Source organism: Amycolatopsis sp. NPDC051716, assembly GCF_040681595.1.
Classification (GTDB): domain Bacteria; phylum Actinomycetota; class Actinomycetes; order Mycobacteriales; family Pseudonocardiaceae; genus Amycolatopsis.
The window spans coordinates 89,831-109,931 of the sequence record NZ_JBFAZA010000026.1 but is presented as its reverse complement, the minus strand read 5'-3'; the positions used below and the strand labels follow the sequence as shown (position 1 = coordinate 109,931).

The window sequence follows — 20,101 nt, the reverse complement described above, 5'->3', positions numbered from 1 at the left end:
CCAGCCGGGTGTAGACAGCGCGTTCGCGCCCGGCAGATGCCCCGAAAGGGTTGACTTAATTTCTTCGATGACTTAACAATGCCTCCAGTCTTGTGCCTGCCGTGATCGGCGGACGGTCAACGCAGCCCAGCCAGGAGGACTTGATGTCGGTTCACCCAGCGCGTCGCAGGGCAGGCGGCGCCGTGCTCGCCGCGGTCGCGGCCACCACGTTCCTCACCGGCTGCGGGTCGTCGGACAGCGGGTCCGCCGCGGACAGCACGCTGGTCGCCTACACCGGCCAGTCGGGCGACTACCAGATCAACTTCAACCCGTTCTCCTCCAGCACGATGGAAGGCCCGGGGACGATCTTCGAACCGCTGTTCTTCTACAACATCACCCAGGACGCGAAGCCCGTCCCGCTGCTGGGCACCGACTTCGCCTGGAACGCCGACGGCACGCAGCTGCTGGTCACCCTGCGGCCGAACGTGAAGTTCTCCGACGGCACGCCCTTCACCGCCGAGGACGTCGCGTTCACGCTCGACATGGTGGCGAAGAACAAGACCATCAACACCACCGGCTACGACGGCCAGGCCGTCGCCACCGACGACACCCACGTCCGGATCACCTTCTCGAAGCCCGCGTTCATGCAGGGCGCGCAGGTCCTCGGCAAGACCTTCATCGTTCCCCGGCACCTGTGGTCGAAGATCCCCGACCCGGCGAACGACGTGATCGCGCAGCCGGTGGGCACCGGCCCGTTCGTGCTCGAGGAGTTCAAGCCCCAGGCGTTCACGTTCAAGGCCAACCCCGGCTACTGGGGCGGCGAGCCCGCGGTGAAGCGGATCCGCTACCTCGCGCTGGCGGGCAACCAGTCCGGCGCGGACGCGCTGGCGAGCAAGCAGATCGACTGGCAGACCGGGCCGGTCCCCGAAATCAAGAACGTCGCGAAGAACTACCCGGGCTACCAGGCCATCACCGTCCCGATGAACCAGATGAACCTCACGACCTGTTCGAACGCCGCCCTCGGCTGCACCGGCCCGCAGACCGACCCGGCCGTCCGCAAGGCGATCTACTACGCGATCAACCGCACCCAGCTCAACGCGCTGGCCTTCGAGGACACCGCCTCCGACATCTCGCCCGGCTTCACGCTGCTCGGCCGGGACGCCAAGTACGTCTCCTCGAAACTGCGGGAACGGCTCGCCCCGAAGGGACCCGACCTCGGCCGCTCGGCCGGGCTCCTGCAGGGGGCGGGTTACGTGAAGGGCCCGGACGGCTTCTTCGCCAAGGACGGCAAACCGCTGGAGCTGACGGTGCAGGTGCCCTCGGGCTGGACCGACTACATCACCGCGATCACCACCATGGCCCAGCAGCTGCAGCCCGCCGGGATCAAGCTGACCGCCCAGCAGGTGTCCTACAACGAGTGGGCCGACGCCCGCGTGCGCGGCCGCTTCCAGCTGCTGATCGACGCGATGAACCAGGGCCCGTCGGCGGACCCCTTCTACGACTACAACTACTACTTCTCGACCGAGACCACGGCCAAGGTCGGCGAATCGGCCTACCCGAACTACAGCCGCTACTCCAATGCGGAAGTCGACGCGGCGCTCAACGCCGTCAAGGGCATCGACTCGACGGACGCGGCGAAGCGGCAGCCGTATTTCGACGTCGTCCAGACCCGCGTCGAACAGGACATGCCCTACATCCCGATCCTGACCGGCGGCACGACGAGCGAGTACCACTCGGCCAAGTTCACCGGCTGGCCGGCCAAGGACAGCCTGTACGCCTTCCCGGCGGTGTGGAGCCGGCCGGACCAGGCCCAGATCTACAAGGCGCTCAAGCCCGCGGGTCAGTGACCGGTGAGCTACTACCTCCGGAAGCTGGCGTTCTACCTGGTGGCCCTGTGGGCGGCGCTGACGCTCGACTTCCTGATCCCGCGCCTGCTCCCCGGCAACCCGGTCGACGTCCTGCTCGCGAAGCTGGCCCAGCGCGGTGCGACGCCCGATCCGTCGGTGCGCCGCGCCTACGAACTGCTGCTGGGCACCCACAGCGACGAGCCGTTGTGGTCGCAGTACGGCTCGTACCTCGGCCGGCTGGCGCACGGCGACCTCGGCGTGTCGGTCAGCGTCTTCCCCGCCAAGGTCTCCGACGTCATCGCCCAGGCGCTGCCCTGGACGCTGGTCCTGGTGGGCATCGCGACGCTGCTGTCGTTCCTGCTCGGGGTCGGGCTCGGCATGTTCGTCGGCTGGAAGCGCGGCACGTGGCTGGACGCCCTCGTGCCGGGGACCACGGTCCTGGCCGCGGTCCCGTACTTCTGGCTGGCGCTGCTGCTGGCGGCGCTGCTCGCCGGCGCCCTCGGGTGGTTCCCGCTGCTCGGCGGCTACGACGTGGCCCTCGACCCGGGGTGGAACGCCGACTTCCTCGGATCCGCCGTGTACCACGGCACCCTGCCCGCGCTCACCATCGTCGTCTCCTCGGTCGGCGGCTGGCTGCTCGGCATGCGCAACATGATGGTGTCCACCGGATCCGAGGACTACGTGCTCACCGCGCAGGCCAAGGGACTGCGCGACGGGCGGGTGATGCTGCGCTACGCCGCCCGGAACGCGGTCCTGCCGTCGGTGGCCGGGTTCGCGATTTCGCTGGGCTTCGTGGTGTCCGGGTCGATCGTCACCGAGCAGGTGTTCTCCTACCCCGGCATCGGCTCGAAGCTGCTGCAGGCGGTGCAGAACAACGACTACGCGCTGATGCAGGGCATCTTCCTGATCATCACCGTGGCCGTGCTCGCCGCCAACCTCGTGATCGACCTGCTGTACGGCCTGATCGACGCGCGCACCCGGGCCCGGGCCTGAGAAGGAGAACGGCACGTGACGAACCTCAGTCCCGAAACCACCACGGGCGCGCCGATCCTGACGCCCGTCCGCCGGGGCCGCATCAGCGGACTGCGCGCGGTCCTGCCGGCGTGGTCGCCCCGCCTGGGCGTCGGGCTCGGCCTGGTCGCGGTGATCGCCCTGTTCGGGATCTTCGGGCCGCTGTTCGTCGGCGACCCCGACGCGATCCGTGACGCCGGCCTCGCCCCGCCCGGCGACGGCCACCTCCTCGGTCTCACCCAGACCGGGCAGGACGTCTTCGCCCAGCTGGCGTACGCCACCCGCGGCTCCCTCGAGATCGGCCTGATCGTCGGGGTGCTGGCGACGGTGCTCTCCGCGTTCTTCGGCGTCATCGGCGCCTACGCCGGCGGCGCCGTCGATGAAGTGTTTTCCCTGTTCTCCAACGTCATGCTGGTCATCCCCGGGTTGCCGCTGGTGATCGTGATCGCCGGGTTCGTGCCGCCCGAGTCCCGCGGCGCGTGGACGGTCGCGCTCGTGCTGGCCATCACCGGGTGGGCGGCCTCGGCGCGGGTCCTGCGCGCCCAGACGCTGTCGCTGCGCAACCGCGACTACGTCGCCGCCGCGCGGGTCGCGGGGGAGAAGCGCCGGCGCATCATCACCGTCGAAATCCTGCCCAACCTCCTGCCGCTGCTGGCGTCGCAGTTCGTGTTCGCCGTGATCGCGGCGATCCTGTCCGAGGCCGGGCTGTCGTTCCTCGGGCTCGGTGCGTCGAATTCCTCGACGCTGGGGACGATGCTCTACTTCGCCCAGAACGGGTTCGCCCTCCAGCGGTCGGCCTGGTGGTGGTTCGTCCCGCCCGGTCTGGTCATCGCGTTGTTCGGCTGCGGGCTGTCGCTGATCAATTTCAGCATCGACGAGATCATCAACCCCAAGCTGCGGGTGGCGGGCCGGCGGCGCCGCGCCGAACGGCCGGAAACCCGGCCGCCGGCCGAGGCCGGGGCCGACGTCGTGCTGAGCGTCGGCCACCTCGACGTCGTCTACCGCACGCAGGCGCCGGTCCACGCGGTCAAGGACGTGTCCCTCACGCTCCGGCGTGGCGAAATCCTCGGCCTGGCCGGGGAGTCCGGCTGCGGGAAGACGACCCTGGCCTACGCGATCAACCGGCTGCACCGGCCGCCCGCGGAGGTCACCGCGGGCACGGTCGTCCTGCACGACCGCGACGGCTCGGACATCGACGTGCTGGCCCTCGAACGCGAGGAACTGCGCGCGTTCCGCTGGGACCGGCTCTCGATGGTCTTCCAAGGGGCGATGAACGCGCTGAACCCCGTGACCACCGTGCGTTCCCAGCTGGACGACGTCCTGACCACCCACCGCCCGGGCCTGCCGAAGGCACAGCGGAATGTGAAGTGCGCGGAGGTCCTGCGGCTGGTCGGCGTCGATCCCGGCCGGCTGGGCGCGTACCCGCACGAGCTGTCGGGCGGGATGCGGCAGCGCGTGATGATCGCGATGGCCCTGCTGCTCGACCCGCAGGTGATGATCATGGACGAGCCCACGACCGCGCTGGACGTCGTGGTGCAGCGCGGGATCCTGAAGGAGATCCTGCGGCTGCGGGACGAGTTCGGCTTCGCCGTCATCCTCATCACCCACGATCTGCCGCTGCTGCTGGAGATCGCCGACCGGATCGCGGTGATGAAGGACGGCGAGATCGTCGAAGACGCGCCGGCCGAGCGGATGTACCGCGCGCCGGCGCACCCCTACACCCGGACGTTGCTCGCGTCGTTCCCGAGCCTGACCGGGGAGCGCGGGGCGTTCCTGCGCGACCAAGCCCTCACCGAAGGAGGTGTCCGGTGACCGAGCTGGCGGTTCGCGACCTGGTGAAGGACTTCCGGGTCCGCGACGGGGTGCGCCGGTCCCGGCTGCGCGCGGTCGACGGCGTGTCGTTCACCCTGACCCCCGGCCGGACGACGGCGCTGGTGGGCGAATCCGGATCGGGGAAGTCGACGATCGCCCGGATGGTCGCGCGCCTCGAGTCGCCGTCGTCCGGGCGGATCGTGGTCAGCGCCGACGACGGTGCCGAGGTGTCCGGCCGGGCGTACCGCGACCACGTGCAGATGGTGTTCCAGGACCCGTTCGCGTCGCTGAACCCCTTCCACACGGTCGAGCACCACCTGGCGCGGCCGTTGCTGCTGCACGGGCGTGCCCGGGGACGCGAGGACACCTGGCGGCAGGTCCTGAACCTGCTGGAGCGCGTCAACCTGTCCCCGGCGGACGAAATCGCCCGGCGCCGGCCGCACGAGCTGTCGGGCGGCCAGCGCCAGCGGGTGGCGATCGCCCGGGCGCTCGCGCCGGGGGCGAAGGTCATCATCGCGGACGAGCCGGTGTCGATGCTCGACGTCTCCATCCGCCTCGGCGTGCTCAACCTCTTGGGTCGGCTGCAGCGCGAGGACCGGCTGGCCGTCCTGTACATCACGCACGACCTGGCCACGGCCCGCCACTTCGCCGACGACATCGCGGTGCTGTACCGCGGCCGGATCGTCGAACGCGGCCCGGCGTCGGAGGTGATCCTGCGGCCGAAGCACCCGTACACCCGGCTGCTCGCGGCGGCCGCGCCCGATCCCGACCGGCGGGGGACAGCGGCGGTGGAGCAGGCCGAGCCGGTCGGCGGCGGCCTCGCGCCCGGCGTGCACAGCGGCTGCACCTTCCGCGACCGCTGCCGCTCGGCGACGGCGGTCTGCGCCACGACACCGGCGGAGGAGAAGGTGGGAGACGCGCACTTCGCGCGGTGCTGGTTCCCCGGCGCACCGGCATGACCCGAGGTGGGCACGCCGCGCCGTCGTCCAGCTGACCCGCTGATCGAAGAAGGTCTGAACCATAACTTGGTTGACTTACTTAAGTTACTTGAGTAACAATCGCGAGGGAGGCGCGCTCGAGGTGAGCCGCCGGGAGGAGCGCCCGAATTGAACCGTCAGGAACTGCACCGCGGCTGGCGGATCGAGGCCGTGGCCGGGCCGGTTCCGGACGCGGTCCGGGGTCGTGCGCTCCCCGCCACCGTGCCGGGCTCCGCCCACCTGGACCTGCTGGCCGCCGGCCTGATCGAGGATCCGTACCTCGACGCCGCCGAGGCCGGCGTCGCGTGGATGCACCGGGCCGGGTGGCGGTACACGCTCGACTTCGAAGCCTCCGCGCCGGCTTCGGCGGAACGCACGGATCTCGTCTTCGACGGCCTCGACACCGTGGCGACCGTGACCCTCAACGGCCGGCCGCTCGGACAGACCGCCAACATGCACCGCTCCTACCGCTTCGACGTCCGCGAGATCCTGCGGGAGGGCACGAACACCCTCGTCGTCGAGATCGCGAGCGCGCTGACCCACGCCGAGGCGGTCGAGGCGGAGCTGGGCTGGCGCGACCACGCCTACCCGAGCCCGTTCAACATGATCCGCAAGATGGCCTGCTCGTTCGGCTGGGACTGGGGACCGGACCTGCAGACCGCGGGGATCTGGAAGCCGGTCCGGCTCGAGCGGTGGACCACCGCCCGGCTCGCCACCGTGCGGCCGCTGGTGACGGTCGACGAGGATGGCACCGGCCGGGTCACCGTCCACGCGGACGTCGAGCGCGCCACCGGCCCGGGCGACCGGCTCGAGCTGGTCGCCTCCATCCCGGCCGAGAACCGGACCGTGCGCGCCACCATCGAACCGGGCGGCACCCGGGGAACCGTGACGCTGACGGTGCCGGACGTCCGGTTGTGGTGGCCCGCCGGCTACGGCGAACACCCGCTCTACGACCTCGAAGTCGGCCTCGCCGGAGCCGGGATCGAGCTCGACGCCTACCGGCGCCGCATCGGGTTCCGGACCGTCACCGTGGACACCGAACCGGACGGGATCGGCACCCCGTTCACGTTCGTGGTCAACGGCACGCCGGTGTTCGCCAAGGGGGCCAACTGGATTCCCGACGACCACTTCCTCACCCGGATCACCCGCGACCGGCTCGCCCGGCGCGTCGACCAGGCCCTCGGGGCGAACCTCAACCTGCTGCGCATCTGGGGCGGGGGGATCTACGAAACCGAAGACTTCTACGACGTCTGCGACGAACGCGGCGTCCTGGTGTGGCAGGACTTCCCGTTCGCCTGCGCCTCCTACCCCGAGGAGGAGCCACTGTGGACGGAGGTGGCGGCGGAGGCGCGGGAGAACGTCGCCCGGCTGACCCCGCACGCCTCCCTCGCCCTCTGGAACGGCAACAACGAAAACCTCTGGGGCTTCGCCGACTGGGGCTGGCCCGAGCAGCTCGACGGCCGCACGTGGGGCCTGAAGTACTACACCGAATTGCTGCCCGCCATCGTCGCCGAGCTCGACCCGACCCGCCCCTACGCGCCGGGAAGCCCGTACAGCCCCGGCGATCGCCACCCCAACGACCCCGACCACGGCACCCGGCACGAGTGGGACGTGTGGAACCGCGTCGACTACGCCCACTACCGCGACCACATCCCGCGGTTCTGCTCGGAGTTCGGCTTCCAGGGCCCACCCACCTGGGCCACCCTGACCCGGTGGATCCACGACGACCCGCTCACGCCGGCGTCGCCGGCGTTCCTGCGGCACCAGAAGGCCGAGGACGGCAACGGCAAGCTCGACCGCGGGCTGGCGGCGCGCCTGCCGCGGCCGGAGACGTTCCCCGACTGGCACTGGGCCACCCAGCTCAACCAGGCCCGCGCGGTCGCCTTCGGCATCGAGCACTTCCGGTCGTGGTGGCCGCGCACCGCCGGGGCCGTCGTCTGGCAGCTCAACGACTGCTGGCCGGTCACCTCCTGGGCCGCGATCGACTCCGACGAACGGCTCAAGCCGTTGTGGTACGCCCTCAAGCACGCGTTCGCCCCCCGGCTGCTCACGGTCCAGCCGCGCGACGGCGAAGACGTCGTCATCGCGGTCAACGACACCGCCACGCCCTGGTCGGGTGACCTCGAGCTGGAAACGCGGACGGTCGCCGGCGAGGTCACCGGGCGCCGTAGACTGCGGTTCGCCGTGCCGGCCCGTTCCACAGTGGAGCTGGCACCGGCCGGGACCGGAGAGGAGGTGCTCGTGGCGACGACCGAAGAGACCCGGCTCGTGCACGTCTTCGGCGAAGACCTCGAGCACGACTACGTGCCCGGTCCGCTGTCCGCCGCCGCGACGGCGGTGCCGGGCGGCTACCGCGTCGACGTCACCGCTTCCGCGCTGGCCCGGGACGTCGCCCTCCTGGCCGACCGCGTGGCGCCCGACGCCGTGGTCGACGACATGCTGATCACCTTGCTCCCGGGCGAAACCCGGTCGTTCCTGGTCCGCACCGCGAACACGGTCGATCCGGCCGCCTTCGCCGACCCGCTCGTGCTGCGGTCGGCGAACGCGCTCGGCTCCCCGGTGATGAGGTCCTGAGTGAGTACCCCCCGTCCCTCCGGCGCGATCGGCCTGGTGCTGGCCCGCCCACCCCGGCTGCTCGGCACCGAGCCGTTCTTCATGGAGTTCATCGCGGGGATCGAGCAGCACCTCGCCGACTGGGACCTCTCGCTGCTGCTGCACGTCGTCAGCACGCAGGACGGCGAACTCGCGGCGTACCGGCGGTGGGCCGCGCAGCGGATGGTCGAGGCGACCGTCGTGGTCAACCTCGTCCACGACGATCCCCGGCCGGCCCTGCTGCGGTCGCTGGACATGCCGGCGGTCCTCGTCGGCGAGCCCGAGGACGACCACGGCTTCCCGACCGTGCGCACCGACAACGCCGGGCCGGTCCGGGAGGCGCTGGGCGTCCTCCTCGACCTCGGTCACCGGCGCATCGCGCGGGTGACCGGGCCCGCGCCGCTGCTGCACACCCGGGCCCGCACCGAAGCATTGGTCGCCGGCTGCCGGGAGGCCGGCATCGAGCCGCTCATCGCGGAGGGCGACTACTCGGAGGAGTCCGGGGCGAAACGCACCACCGAGCTGCTGTCCGGTGCCGAACCGCCGACAGCCATCCTCTACGACAACGACGTGATGGCGCTGGCGGGGCTCGCGGCCGCCAAGGAACTGGGCATCGAGGTGCCGGAGCGGCTCAGCATCATCGCCTGGGACGACTCGACGCTGTGCCGCCTGGCCACCCCTTCGCTGACGACGATGAGCGTCGACGTGCACCAGTACGGCGTCTCGGTGGCGGAATCGGTGCTGGAACTGGTCGACGGTGCCCCGGTGACCGAACGCTGGTCGCCGGGCGCGAAGTGCGTGCTGCGCGCCAGCACCGTGCCGCCTGCCTGAGGTCGCGCCCGGAGAAGCGCGACGATTCGGTCCGTCGCGATTGATTTCCCGCCGATCGCGGAATCTTCGTTCCGCGCTGCACGGATTTACCGGCGGTTCAAGTCAACCTTCTTAAGTTTCCGGCTCGAACTTATTCTCGGAGGGTTTCCGGGTGTCAATGTGGTGTTAGAATTTCGGACTGGAAGCGCTCTCAGACGTTGTCATCCTCCCTCGCGCCGCGCCCGCTTTCGGGCGGGCCGGCCTTCATCGCCATCAAAGGAGATGCGATGTCGTTCCCTCGAAGTTCGCCACAGGTGCCAAACCCGTTCGGCCGCTGGGGAAGGAGAGCCGGCCGGGTTTTCGCGGCGTCGGTTCTCGTCGTTCCCTTGCTCGCCACCGGCGGAACCGCTTCGGCGGCCCAGACCGGCTCCCTCGTCGGCGCGGCGTCCGGCCGCTGCCTCGACGTGACCGGCAACGTGCAGACCGCCGGTACCGGGATCCAGATCTGGGACTGCAACGGCCAGGCCAACCAGCAGTGGACCCTCACGGACGCCGGTGAGCTGCGTGTGTTCGGTGGTTCGATGTGCCTGGACGCCGCCGGTACCGCGGCCGGCACCAAGCTGCAGATCCGGACCTGCACCGGCGCGGCGAACCAGAAGTTCGCCCTGCGTTCCGACGGCAGCGTCTACGGCGCCCAGTCGGGCTTGTGCGCCGACGTGAACGCCGCGGCGACCGCGAACGGCACGGCGGTCCAGCTCTGGGGCTGTCACGGCCAGGCCAACCAGCGGTGGAGTCTCGGCGGCGGATCGACGCCGCCCGGCGGCACCTGCTCGGCCGATCCCGTCAACCCGCGGGCGACGGCCCAGGCGAAGAAGCTGCTCTGCTACTTCTACAGCCAGTACGGCAACCACATCATCTCCGGCCAGGAGGAGTCCACCTGGGTGGCCGGCTCCGAGTACGAGATGAACTACATCCACGACCGCACGGGCAAGTACCCGGCGATCCGCGGCATGGACATCGAGCAGGACGGCGTCGGCGGCCGCGGGGTGACGTGGTGGAACGCCGGTGGCATCCCGATGGTCGGCTACCACATGGGTGCGCCGACGAAGCCGGACACCTACGAGGGCAGCCAGATGTCCGTGTCGATCAACGCCGTGCTCACGCCGGGAACGGCCGAATACGCCTCGTTCGTCCAGCGGCTGGACAAGGCCGCCGCCCAGTTGCAGATCATGGAGAACGCCGGGGTTCCGGTGCTGTGGCGTCCGTTCCACGAAGCCGGGGGAACCTGGTTCTGGTGGAGCAAGGAAGGCGGCGCCCAGTACAAGCGGCTGTGGCAGTTCGAGTACAACTACCTCACCGGCACCAAGGGGCTCGACAACCTGGTCTGGCTGCTGCCGTTCAACGGTCAGCCGGACTCGTCGTTCTACCCGGGCAAGTCCTTGGTGGACATCGCCGGTTCGGACACCTACGCCGGTGACTACGGACCCCAGGCCGGCCTGTTCACCGCCACCCGGAACATCGTCGGCGGCACCATCCCGATCGCCCTGCACGAGAACGGCCCGATTCCGGACCCGGACCAGCTGCAGTCGTCGAACACGCGGTGGGTCATGTTCAACACCTGGCACACCGACTGGCTGACCAACACCTCGCACAACTCGATCAGCCAGCTGCAAAAGACGTACACCAGCGCGTACGTGATCACCAGGGACGAAGTTCCCACTCTGAAATGAACCGGCTTCCGCCCCGGACGGATTCCGTCCGGGGCGGATCTCGCCGAATTCGCCAGGATTTGCGGCTGCGGGGGTGAGCTACGACTTCAGCGTTTCCGGAGGTGTGATGAAGCGTCCGACCGTCAGGGAAATCGCGGCGCGCGCCGGGGTGTCGCAGGGTGCCGTTTCCTACGCGCTCAACGGCCGCCGCGGCGTCTCCGAGGCGACGCGCAACCGGGTCGTCGAGATCGCTCGGCAGCTCGGCTGGACGCCGGGTGGCGGAACGCACCGCCACGTCCGCCGGTCCGGGGCGCTGGGGATGGTGGTCCACCGGCCGGCGGCCGCTCTCGCCGCCGAGCCGTTCTTCGGCGCGCTCCTGTCCGGGATCCAGCGGCAGCCGGCCACGGGAGCGGTGTCGCTGGTGCTGCAGGCCGCGCCGAGCCGCTCCGCCGAACTCGAGATCTACCGGCGCTGGCACCGGGAGCGGACCGTGGGTGGCGTCCTCCTGCTCGACCTGCGGATCGGCGACACCCGGCCGGACGAGCTCGCCGAGATCGGCCTGCCCGCCGTCGCGCTGGGCGGTCCGCTGGGCCGGTCCGACGTGCCGTCGGTGTGGGTGGACGACCGGCAGGCGATGACGGGGGTGCTCGCCCACCTGGCCGGCCTCGGACACCGGTCCGTGGTGCGCGTCGCCGGGCCCGAGACGTTCCTGCGCACGCGAACCCGGACGGACGCGTTCGTGGCCGCGGCGGGCCGGCTCGGCCTGGCGGACGCGCGCACGGTCTACGCCGATTACAGCGACGAAGGCGCCGCGGGCACGACCCGCCGGGTCCTGAAGTCGAAGCGTTCCCCGACCGCGTTGGTGTTCGACAACGACGTCATAGCGGTGGGCGGTCTGGTGGCCGCACAGGGGCTGGGGCTCCGGGTTCCGGGGGACCTGTCCATCGTGGCGTGGGACGACTCGGTGCTCTGCCGGCTCGCCCGCCCGGCGTTGACCGCGGTCCGGCGGCCGATCGCCGAGTGCGGCGCGCTGGCGGTGTCGGTGCTGCGGCAGGTGATCGACGGGGGAAACGCGGCCGACACCGCAACTTCGGCTCCGGCGTTCGCGATCCGGGGGAGTACCGGACCGGTGGCTCGCCGGTGACCGTCGGGACGCGCGGACCGGGCTCCGGCCTGGTCGGCGTGCGGGTCTTCTCGGCGCCGGGATCAGTGCTGCGGTGGCGGTGTCGGTGCTGCGGCAGGTGATCGACGGGGGAAACGTCGGTGACACTGCCACGTCGGCTCCGGCGTTCGCGATCCGGGGGAGTACCGGACCGGTGGCTCGCCGGTGACCGTCGGGACGCGCGGACCGGGCGGGGCCCGGTCGGCGTGCGGTCTCCTCGGCGCCGGGACCAGTGCTGCGGTGGCGGTGTCGGTGCTGCGGCAGGTGATCGACGGCGGGAACGCGGGCGACACCGCCACTTCGGCTCCGGCGTTCGCGATCCGGGTGAGTACCGGACCGGTGGCTCGCCGGTGAGCCCCGGGACACGCGGACCGGGCCGGGCCCGGTCCGCGTGCGGTCCTCAGTGCCGGGACCAGCGCTGGTTCGCCTGCCCGTTGCAGGTCCAGAGCGCCACCGCGGTTCCGTTGGCCGTCTGCTGGCCACTCGCGTCGAGGCAGAGGCCGGACTGCCGGCCGGTGACCGAGCCGTCGGCGTTGAGCGTCCACTGCTGGCCGGCCTGGCCGGTGCAGTCCCGGATGTCCACCACGGCGCCCGGTGACGTGCCTTCGCCCGCGAGGCAGCGGCCGCTGCCGCCCCGGATTTCGCCGGCCGAACCGAACGTCCAGGCCTGGTTGGATTGGCCGTTGCAGTCCCAGAGCTGGACCTTGGTCCCGTTGGCCGTGCCGGCCCCGACGACGTCGAGGCACCGTCCGGACTGGACGCCCACGAGGGTGGCGCCGGTCGGCGTGCTGCCACCGCCGAGCGCCGCGGTCAGCGCCGGGTACCACCGGCTTTCCATCTTCTGGATCCCGGTCGTGCTGTTCGGGTGGACGCCGTCGACGGTGTCGGCGGCGGTGCTGAACCCGGTCCACTGGTCGACGACCGTGATGGGGGACGCGGCCGTCGAACGGGCCTGGGCCCAGCCGGGGATGGCGTTGTCGAGGTCGACGACGCGCTGGCCGCACGCGGAACAGTTCGCCGGGTTCATCGGGAGGATCTTCGCCACGATCACCTTCATGGCGGGGTTGCTCGCCCGCATCTGGCCGAGCAGGCGGGTGTAGGCGTCGAGGATCGTCGTGGTGCCGATGTTGCTCCAGACGTCGTTGGTGCCCAGGTGCATGAGCACGATGTCCGGGTGCGTCGCGCCGAGCCACCCGGGCAGCTGGTTGTTGTTCGCGATCCCGGTGGCGAGGTAGCCGCCGTGACCTTCGTTTTCCCCGTCGTAGGCGAATCCGCAGCCGGGCGCCGGCAGCGTACCGACGAAGTCGGTGTTCGTGTACCCGGTGTTCTGCAGGTGCCGCCAGAGCAGCGCGCGCCAGCAGCCCGGCGACCCGGTGATCGAGTCGCCGAGCGCCATGATGCGCGTGGGTGCCGCGGCGGACGCGGCCGTGGGGACGATGAGCGTGGCGATCAGCGCGGTGAGCACGAGTGCGCAGTAGCCGAGGAATCTCTGCACGATACCTCCCGAGGGCGATCGACCGGCCACTGTGGACGGTCGATGTGGAAGCGCTCTCAGGCGGGAAAAACCTTAACGCCGCGGAACTGTCGTTGTAAACCCTCAGCGGGGACTGACGGTCCGGCCGGTCAGTGCGGCGCGGATGGCCAGCGCGGCCCCGGACCGCGCCCATTCGCCGAAGTCGAAGGCCCGCACGTCGAGGTCGAGCTGGGTGGGATCCGGTTCGTAGGACTTCGCGATCCCGTCCCGCACCCGGTCCGCGGCGAGCTCGTACAGCGGCAGGCCGTCGCCGGTCAGCAGGACCTTGCGCGGGTCGACGAGGTTGGCGACCGTGCCGATGATGGTGCCGAGGGCGAAGCCGGCGTCGCCGAACACCCGCCGGGCGGCGGGGTCGCCGTCCTGGGCCCGGGCGACGGCGTCGGCGTAGTCCCGGGCGCCGAGGGCCCGCACGATCGACTCGTTCAGCAGGTAGCTGGCGGCGCAGCCGCGGTGCCCGAGGTCGCACACCGGCCCGGACTGGTCGACGACGAGGTGCGCCGCCCGGCCCACGGTTCCGTGGGCGCCCTCGACGAGTTCGCCGTTGAGCACCAGGCCGCAGCCGATGCCGACGCCGATCGTGATGAGCACCAGGGACCGCAGCCCGGCGCCGGCGCCGAACCAGTGTTCGGCGGCGGTCAGTGCCTGGACGTCGTTGTCCACGGCGGTGGGCAGGCCGGTCGCCTCGGCGACGAGGCCGGCGAGCGGGACGCCGGACCAGTGCAGGTACGCGGACCCGTGCACGACTCCCGAGCGCACGGTCCCGGCCAGTGTCACGCCCGCGGCGGTCAGGTCCGGGAACGCGGCGCGCAGCGTCGAGCCGGCTTCGGCGATCTGCCCGACGACCTCGGCGACGGCGGCCGAGCGCAGGGGAGTGTCGAGCGACGCCACGACCGCGGCGGTGAGGTCGGTGACCACGGCGTAGAGGTGGTCACCGGTGAGCTTCACGCCGAAGAAGTGCCGGGCGGCGCCGTGGACGTGCAGCAGCTCCGACGGCCGCCCGGTCGTCGAACGCAACTCGGTCCCGCCCTCGGCCAGCAGTCCGTCGTCGAAGAGCTGCCGGGTGATCCGGCTCAGCGTCGGCCGCGACAGCTGCCGGCGCGCGGCGATCTCGGCGCGCGAAGTGGGGCCGTGGATGAGCACCTCGAGGAGGACCTGACGGGCGGCTTCGGGAAGCTGTGGCCAGGGTGCTGCGGCCCGTACTCGGCCTTCACGGGTTCCGGAACTCACCGGGCGAGGGTACCGCGGGAGAGTGTCTCGTTATGTCACTTCTGAAACAAAGTAGGCGCTAAGGGGACCGGAGAGTGACTTCTTGACACACGTTAGTGTTGTAGTGAAACTAACTGGGTGCTGACGACGACGTTCACCGCGAGCGACGACAAGCAAGCGAGCCCCGGCGTGGTCCACTTCGCCGCCGCCGGCACCAGCCTCGTGCTCCACGCGACCGGCGACCGCCTGCCCCGCGTCCTGTACTGGGGCGCCGATCTCGGGCAGCCCACCGAAGCCGAACTGGCGGACCTGGCCCGCGCGGCCCGGCCGCCGGTCGTCTCCAACAGCATCGACCACCCGCTCCCCGTCGGCGTACTGGCCGAAGCCGCCACCGGCTGGGCGGGCACCCCCGGCATCGCCGGCAGCCGGGCCGGTCGGGCGTTCAGTCCGCTGTTCACGAAGACCGCGGTGGACCTGGCGGCCGACGGCACCCTGATCACCGCCGCACAGGACACCGCCGCCGGGCTGGCACTCGAGCTGCGGGTGGCGCTCTCGCCGTCGGGCGTGGTGCGGCTGGGCGCGACGGTGACGAACATCGGCGGCGACGACTACGTCCTCGACTCGCTGACCCTCAACCTGCCGCTGCCGGCGAACGCCTTGGAGCTGCTGGACTTCACCGGGCGGCACCTGCGTGAGCGCGCCCCGCAGCGGCACCCGTTCACGTTGGGTTCCCACGTCCGCAGCGGTCGCCGTGGCCGGACCGGCCTCGACGCGACCCTGCTAATGCTCGCCGGCGAGCCCGGCTTCGGCTTCCGCCGGGGGGAGGTCTGGGGCGTGCACACCGCCTGGAGCGGCAACCACACCACCTACGCCGAGCGCGACGCCGCGGGCGTCGCGATCCTCGGCGGCGGTGAGATCCTGTTGCCCGGAGAGATGATCCTCGCCCCGGGCGAGTCCTACGCCTGTCCCACGTTGATGGGGTCCCACGGCGACGGGATGGACGAGTTGTCCGGGCGGTTCCACGCCGACCTGCGCAGCCGGCCTGAGCACCCCGCGTCGCCGCGGCCGATCGCCCTGAACACCTGGGAAGCGGTCTACTTCGACCACGATCCCGCGAAACTGCGCGAGCTCGCCGTGCTCGCCGCGCGGGTCGGCGCGGAGCGGTTCACGCTCGACGACGGCTGGTTCCGCGGCCGCCGGGCCGACAACGCGGGACTGGGTGACTGGTTCGTCGACGAGCAGGTGTGGCCGGACGGCCTGCGCCCGATCGCCGACCACGTCCGCTCGCTCGGCATGCAGTTCGGGCTCTGGGTCGAACCCGAGATGGTCAACCCGGACTCCGACCTCGCCCGGGCGCACCCCGAGTGGATCCTCCAGCCCGACGCGCGGCTCCCGCCCGAGGCCCGGCACCAGCAGGTGCTCGACATTTCGCGGCCGGACGCCTACGCCTACGTGCTGGAACGGCTCGACGCGCTGGTCACCGAGTACGGCGTCGACTACCTCAAGTGGGACCACAACCGCGATCTCGTCGACGCCGGGCACACCGCGAGCGGCACGGCCGGCGTGCACGACCAGACCCGCGCCCTCTACCGGCTGCTGGACGAGCTCCGCGCCAAGCACCCGGGCCTGGAGATCGAGTCCTGTTCGTCGGGCGGTGGCCGCGCCGACCTCGAGATCCTCGCCCGGACCGAACGGATCTGGGCCAGCGACTGCCTGGACGCGCTCGAGCGGCAGCACATCCAGCGCTGGACCGGTCTGCTGCTGCCCCCGGAGATGCTGGGCTCGCACGTCGGCGCGCCGACCGCGCACACCACCGGCCGCACGCACACCCTCGACTTCCGCGCCGGCACCGCGTTCTTCGGGCACTTCGGCATGGAGTGGGACCTGACGTCGGCGAGCGAGACCGAACTCGCCGAACTCACCGCCTGGATCGCCCTGCACAAGCGGTTCCGGCCGCTGCTGCACAGTGGCACGGTCGTCCGCGGCGACCACCCCGACCCGGCGCACTGGCTCCACGGCGTCGTCGCGCCGGACCGCACCGAAGCGCTCTTCGCCTTCGTCGCCCTGCGGACCGGCGCCTGGGCCCCGCCCGGAAGCATCCGGCTGCCCGGTCTGGACGCCGGGACCCGCTACACCGTGCGGTTCCTCTCCGCCGTGGAGCGGGTGCGGCGGCACGGGCTGCCGACGTTTCCCGACTGGGCGGACCGGCCGCTGACGTTGTCCGGCGCCGCGCTGGCCACGGCCGGGTTCCAAGCACCCGCGTTGCGGCCGGAACAGCTGCAGCTGATCCACGTGCTCGCCGAGCACTGAGGAGGCGCAGGTGAAGCTCCGGCCGGCCCGGGAAACGCGCGCCGCGTGGCTGTTCGTCGCGCCCGCCGCGGCCGGCCTGCTCGCCTTCACCGTCGTCCCCGCGGTGCGCGGGCTCTTCTACAGTTTCACTGACTTCAGTGTCTTCCGGCCCGGAAAGTTCGTCGGAGCGGACAACTACCGGCAGCTCGCCGCCGACCCGGTCTTCTGGAACGCCCTGGGGGTCACCCTCGAGTACGTCGTGATCAACATCGGCGTGCAGACCGTCCTCGCGCTGGGGGTCGCGGTGCTCATGCACCGGCTGACGCGGTCCATGGTGGTCCGCGGCCTGATCCTCGCGCCGTACCTGGTGGCGAACGTGATCGTCGCCCTCGTCTGGTTCTGGATCCTGGACTACCAGCTCGGGATCGGGAACCAGGTCCTGGACTGGCTGGGCCTCTCGCGGATGGCGTTCTTCGGCGACCAGGCGCTGGCCATCCCGACGATCGCCCTGGTCAACGTCTGGCGGCACCTGGGCTACACGGCCCTGCTCATCTTCGCCGGGCTGCAGACGATCCCCAAGGCCGTCTACGAAGCCGCGGCGATCGACGGGGCGACCGAGGCGAAGATGTTCCGGCGGGTCACCCTCCCGTTGCTGCGCCCGGTGCTGGCCCTGGTCCTCGTCGTCAGCGTGGTCGGCTCGTTCCAGACGTTCGACACCGTCGCCGTCACGACCCAGGGCGGCCCGGTCAATGCGACCCGCGTCATCTACTACTACATCTACGAGCTCGCCTTCGGCCGGTTCAAGTTCGGCTACGCCTCGGCGGTGTCGGTCGTGCTGTTCGCCGTTCTCGCCGCGGTGAGCCTCCTGCAGCTGCGGCTCACCAGGGCCGGCCAGTCGGACCTGGCGTGAGGAGCGAGCCGTGGGGGATCGGCCGGGCGATCGCGTGGATCGTCCTCGGCGTGGTCCTGCTGGTGACGCTGTTCCCCTTCTACTGGATGCTGCGGACGTCGTTCTCCAGCAACGGCGCCCTGGCGGCCGACAGCGGCAACCTGCTCCCGGCCGACTTCGGTTTCGGTGGCTGGAAACGCGTCCTCGGCCTGGCCACCCCGGCCGAGGCCCGGGCCGACGGCGGTTCGGGTGCGTCGCTGCACTTCTGGCTCTATCTCCGCAACTCCGTGATCGTCGCGACCTCCACCACGGTGTGCCAGACGTTCTTCAGCGCCATGGCGGCCTACGCGTTCGCGCGGTTGCGGTGGCCGGGGCGCAACGCCGTGTTCTTCCTCTTCCTCTCGGCGATGATGGTGCCGCCGATCTTCACCATCCTGCCGAACTTCGTCCTCATGCGGGACCTGGGACTGCTGAACACCTTCCTCGGCATCGTCCTGCCGACACTGCTGATGGCGCCGTTCGCGGTGTTCTTCCTGCGCCAGTTCTTCCTCGCCATCCCGCGGGAACTCGAAGAAGCCGCGATCCTCGACGGCGCGGGCCGCCCCCGCATCTTCTTCCGGCTCATCCTGCCGATGAGCTCCGCACCACTGTCCACATTGGCCATCCTCACCTACATCACCTCGTGGAACGACTACTTCTGGCCGCTGCTGGTCGGTAAGGCCGACGACGTGCGGGTGCTCACGGTCGCGCTCGGTGTGTTCCGCTCCCAGACGCCCCAGGGAAATCCGGACTGGGCCGGTCTCATGGCCGCGACCCTGGTTTCGGCGCTGCCCATCCTCGTGCTTTTCGCCCTGCTCGGCAGGCGTGTCATCAATTCGATCGGCTCGACCGGGCTGAAGTAGCCCGGCGGAAGGGAACCCCGATGAAGTGGCAACGAAGCCGGTTCGTCGCCGCCGCGGCGGCGAGCGCCCTGGTCCTGGCCGGCTGCTCGAGTACCGCGGGCGGCTCCGGAGACGTCACCCTGAACTACTGGCTCTGGGACTCGGCACAGCAACCCGGGTACCAGAAGTGCGCGGATGCCTTCACCGGCGCGAACCCGGGCATCGGGGTCAAGATCACCCAGTACGGCTGGGACGACTACTGGACCACGCTCACCGCGGGCCTGGTGTCCGGTGAAGGCCCGGACGTGTTCGTCTCGCACCTGAACCACTACCCGGAGCTGGCGAGCCAGAACCAGATCATGCCCGTCGACGACCTCGTCGAGGCGAAGCAGGTGGACCTGGCGAGCTACCGCAAGGGCCTGGCCGACCTGTGGGTCGGCCAGGACGGCAAGCGCTACGGCCTCCCGAAGGACTACGACACCGTCGCGGTCTTCGCGAACCAGAAGATGCTCGACGACGCCGGGATCACCGCGCAGCAGCTGAACTCGATGGCCTGGAATCCGCGGGACGGCGGAACGTTCGAAAAGACGGTCGCCCACCTGACCGTCGACAAGAAAGGTCTCCGGGGCGACCAGCCCGGCTTCGACAAGGCGAACGTCGCGGTGTACGGCCTGGGCTTGAACGGTTCCGGCGGCGGCTTCGGGCAGACGGAATGGAGCCAGTACGCCTTCGGTGACGGCTGGACCCACTCCGACAAGAACCCGTGGGGCACCCGCTGGAACTACGGCGATCCGAAGTTCCTCGAGACGATCGGGTGGTTCCAGTCGCTGGCGAAGAAGGGGTACATGCCGACGCTGCAGGTGGCCGGCGGTGGCAAGGTGGGACGTCAGCCCGACAACTACGGCGCGGGCAAGTACGCGATGGTCACGGAGGGAAGCTGGAACACGAAGACCTACTTCCGGCTGAAGGGCGTGAAGACGACGATCGCCCCGGTACCGGCCGGCCCGAACGGCCAGCGCGCGTCGATGTTCAACGGGCTCGCCGACAACATCGCGGCCGGTACCCGGCACCCCGCCGAAGCCAAGAAGCTGGTGGCTTTCCTCGGGTCCAAGGCCTGTCAGGACCTGACCGCGGCCGAGGGGGTCGCCTTTCCCGCGGTGGAGTCCTCGGCGCGGATCTCCAAGGACGCCTTCGCCAAGCAGGGTATCGACACGGCGCCGTTCCAGGTGCCGATCGACGGGAACAGCACACACCTGGCGCCGGTGGCCCAGCACTGGACCGAGCTGCAGGCGGTGCTGAACCCGGCGATGGACGCGATCCTGAGCCTCACCGCGGAACCGGATTCGCTCAAGGCGGCCAACCAGCAGGTCAACGCCCTCTTCTCGCAGTAGCGGGCGCCGCTT

General features: G+C 70.6%; 15 protein-coding genes. 13 read left to right on the top strand and 2 right to left on the bottom strand.

What is annotated here, in order from left to right:
* Positions 1 to 143: 143 nt before the first annotated feature.
* From AB0M30_RS31110 to AB0M30_RS31070, 9 genes are all read left to right on the top strand, one after another.
* Complete coding sequence (locus tag AB0M30_RS31110; protein WP_364590912.1) at positions 144 to 1,826, top strand: ABC transporter substrate-binding protein; 1,683 nt, start codon at positions 144 to 146, stop codon at positions 1,824 to 1,826.
* Positions 1,827 to 1,829: 3 nt separating this feature from the next.
* On the top strand, positions 1,830 to 2,819 hold the full coding sequence (locus tag AB0M30_RS31105; protein WP_364590909.1) for an ABC transporter permease: 990 nt from the start codon (positions 1,830 to 1,832) through the stop codon (positions 2,817 to 2,819).
* Positions 2,820 to 2,834: 15 nt separating this feature from the next.
* Positions 2,835 to 4,649 (top strand): dipeptide/oligopeptide/nickel ABC transporter permease/ATP-binding protein, encoded by a 1,815-nt coding sequence (locus AB0M30_RS31100; protein ID WP_364590906.1) that lies wholly within the window; start codon positions 2,835 to 2,837, stop codon positions 4,647 to 4,649.
* Positions 4,646 to 5,608, top strand: coding sequence for an oligopeptide/dipeptide ABC transporter ATP-binding protein (locus tag AB0M30_RS31095; RefSeq protein WP_364590903.1), 963 nt, complete (start codon positions 4,646 to 4,648; stop codon positions 5,606 to 5,608). The genes AB0M30_RS31100 and AB0M30_RS31095 overlap by 4 nt, the downstream gene beginning before the upstream one ends.
* A gap of 147 nt (positions 5,609 to 5,755) precedes the next feature.
* Complete coding sequence (locus tag AB0M30_RS31090; protein WP_364590900.1) at positions 5,756 to 8,200, top strand: glycoside hydrolase family 2 protein; 2,445 nt, start codon at positions 5,756 to 5,758, stop codon at positions 8,198 to 8,200.
* A complete protein-coding gene (locus AB0M30_RS31085; RefSeq protein WP_364590897.1) occupies positions 8,201 to 9,049 on the top strand; it encodes a substrate-binding domain-containing protein in 849 nt (282 codons plus the stop codon).
* Between the two features lie 365 nt (positions 9,050 to 9,414).
* Positions 9,415 to 10,758 carry a glycosyl hydrolase gene (locus tag AB0M30_RS31080; protein WP_364590894.1) on the top strand — a complete coding sequence of 448 codons (1,344 nt, stop codon included), beginning with the start codon at positions 9,415 to 9,417 and terminating at the stop codon, positions 10,756 to 10,758.
* A 106-nt stretch (positions 10,759 to 10,864) separates the two neighbouring features.
* Positions 10,865 to 11,881, top strand: a complete 1,017-nt coding sequence (locus tag AB0M30_RS31075) for a LacI family DNA-binding transcriptional regulator (protein ID WP_364590891.1) — start codon at positions 10,865 to 10,867, stop codon at positions 11,879 to 11,881.
* Between the two features lie 183 nt (positions 11,882 to 12,064).
* Positions 12,065 to 12,253 carry a hypothetical protein gene (locus AB0M30_RS31070; RefSeq protein WP_364590888.1) on the top strand — a complete coding sequence of 63 codons (189 nt, stop codon included), beginning with the start codon at positions 12,065 to 12,067 and terminating at the stop codon, positions 12,251 to 12,253.
* 46 nt (positions 12,254 to 12,299) lie between these two features.
* Here the strand turns inward: AB0M30_RS31070 and AB0M30_RS31065 are convergent, their stop codons facing one another.
* Positions 12,300 to 13,394 carry a ricin-type beta-trefoil lectin domain protein gene (locus AB0M30_RS31065; protein WP_364590885.1) on the bottom strand — a complete coding sequence of 365 codons (1,095 nt, stop codon included), beginning with the start codon at positions 13,392 to 13,394 and terminating at the stop codon, positions 12,300 to 12,302.
* A gap of 102 nt (positions 13,395 to 13,496) precedes the next feature.
* Entirely contained in the window at positions 13,497 to 14,660 is a 1,164-nt protein-coding gene (locus tag AB0M30_RS31060; protein ID WP_364590882.1) for an ROK family transcriptional regulator, read from the bottom strand.
* 117 nt (positions 14,661 to 14,777) lie between these two features.
* On the opposite strand from AB0M30_RS31060, the gene AB0M30_RS31055 reads away from it, so the two are divergent.
* The 4 genes from AB0M30_RS31055 to AB0M30_RS31040 are packed head-to-tail and all read left to right on the top strand — an operon-like array spanning position 14,778 to position 20,089.
* Positions 14,778 to 16,949, top strand: coding sequence for an alpha-galactosidase (locus tag AB0M30_RS31055; protein WP_364590879.1), 2,172 nt, complete (start codon positions 14,778 to 14,780; stop codon positions 16,947 to 16,949).
* Between the two features lie 10 nt (positions 16,950 to 16,959).
* Complete coding sequence (locus AB0M30_RS31050; protein WP_364590876.1) at positions 16,960 to 17,838, top strand: sugar ABC transporter permease; 879 nt, start codon at positions 16,960 to 16,962, stop codon at positions 17,836 to 17,838.
* On the top strand, positions 17,835 to 18,719 hold the full coding sequence (locus tag AB0M30_RS31045) for a carbohydrate ABC transporter permease (RefSeq protein WP_364590873.1): 885 nt from the start codon (positions 17,835 to 17,837) through the stop codon (positions 18,717 to 18,719). Before AB0M30_RS31050 ends, AB0M30_RS31045 begins: the two co-directional genes overlap by 4 nt.
* A 20-nt stretch (positions 18,720 to 18,739) precedes the next feature.
* On the top strand, positions 18,740 to 20,089 hold the full coding sequence (locus AB0M30_RS31040) for a sugar ABC transporter substrate-binding protein (RefSeq protein ID WP_364590870.1): 1,350 nt from the start codon (positions 18,740 to 18,742) through the stop codon (positions 20,087 to 20,089).
* Positions 20,090 to 20,101: the final 12 nt, after the last annotated feature.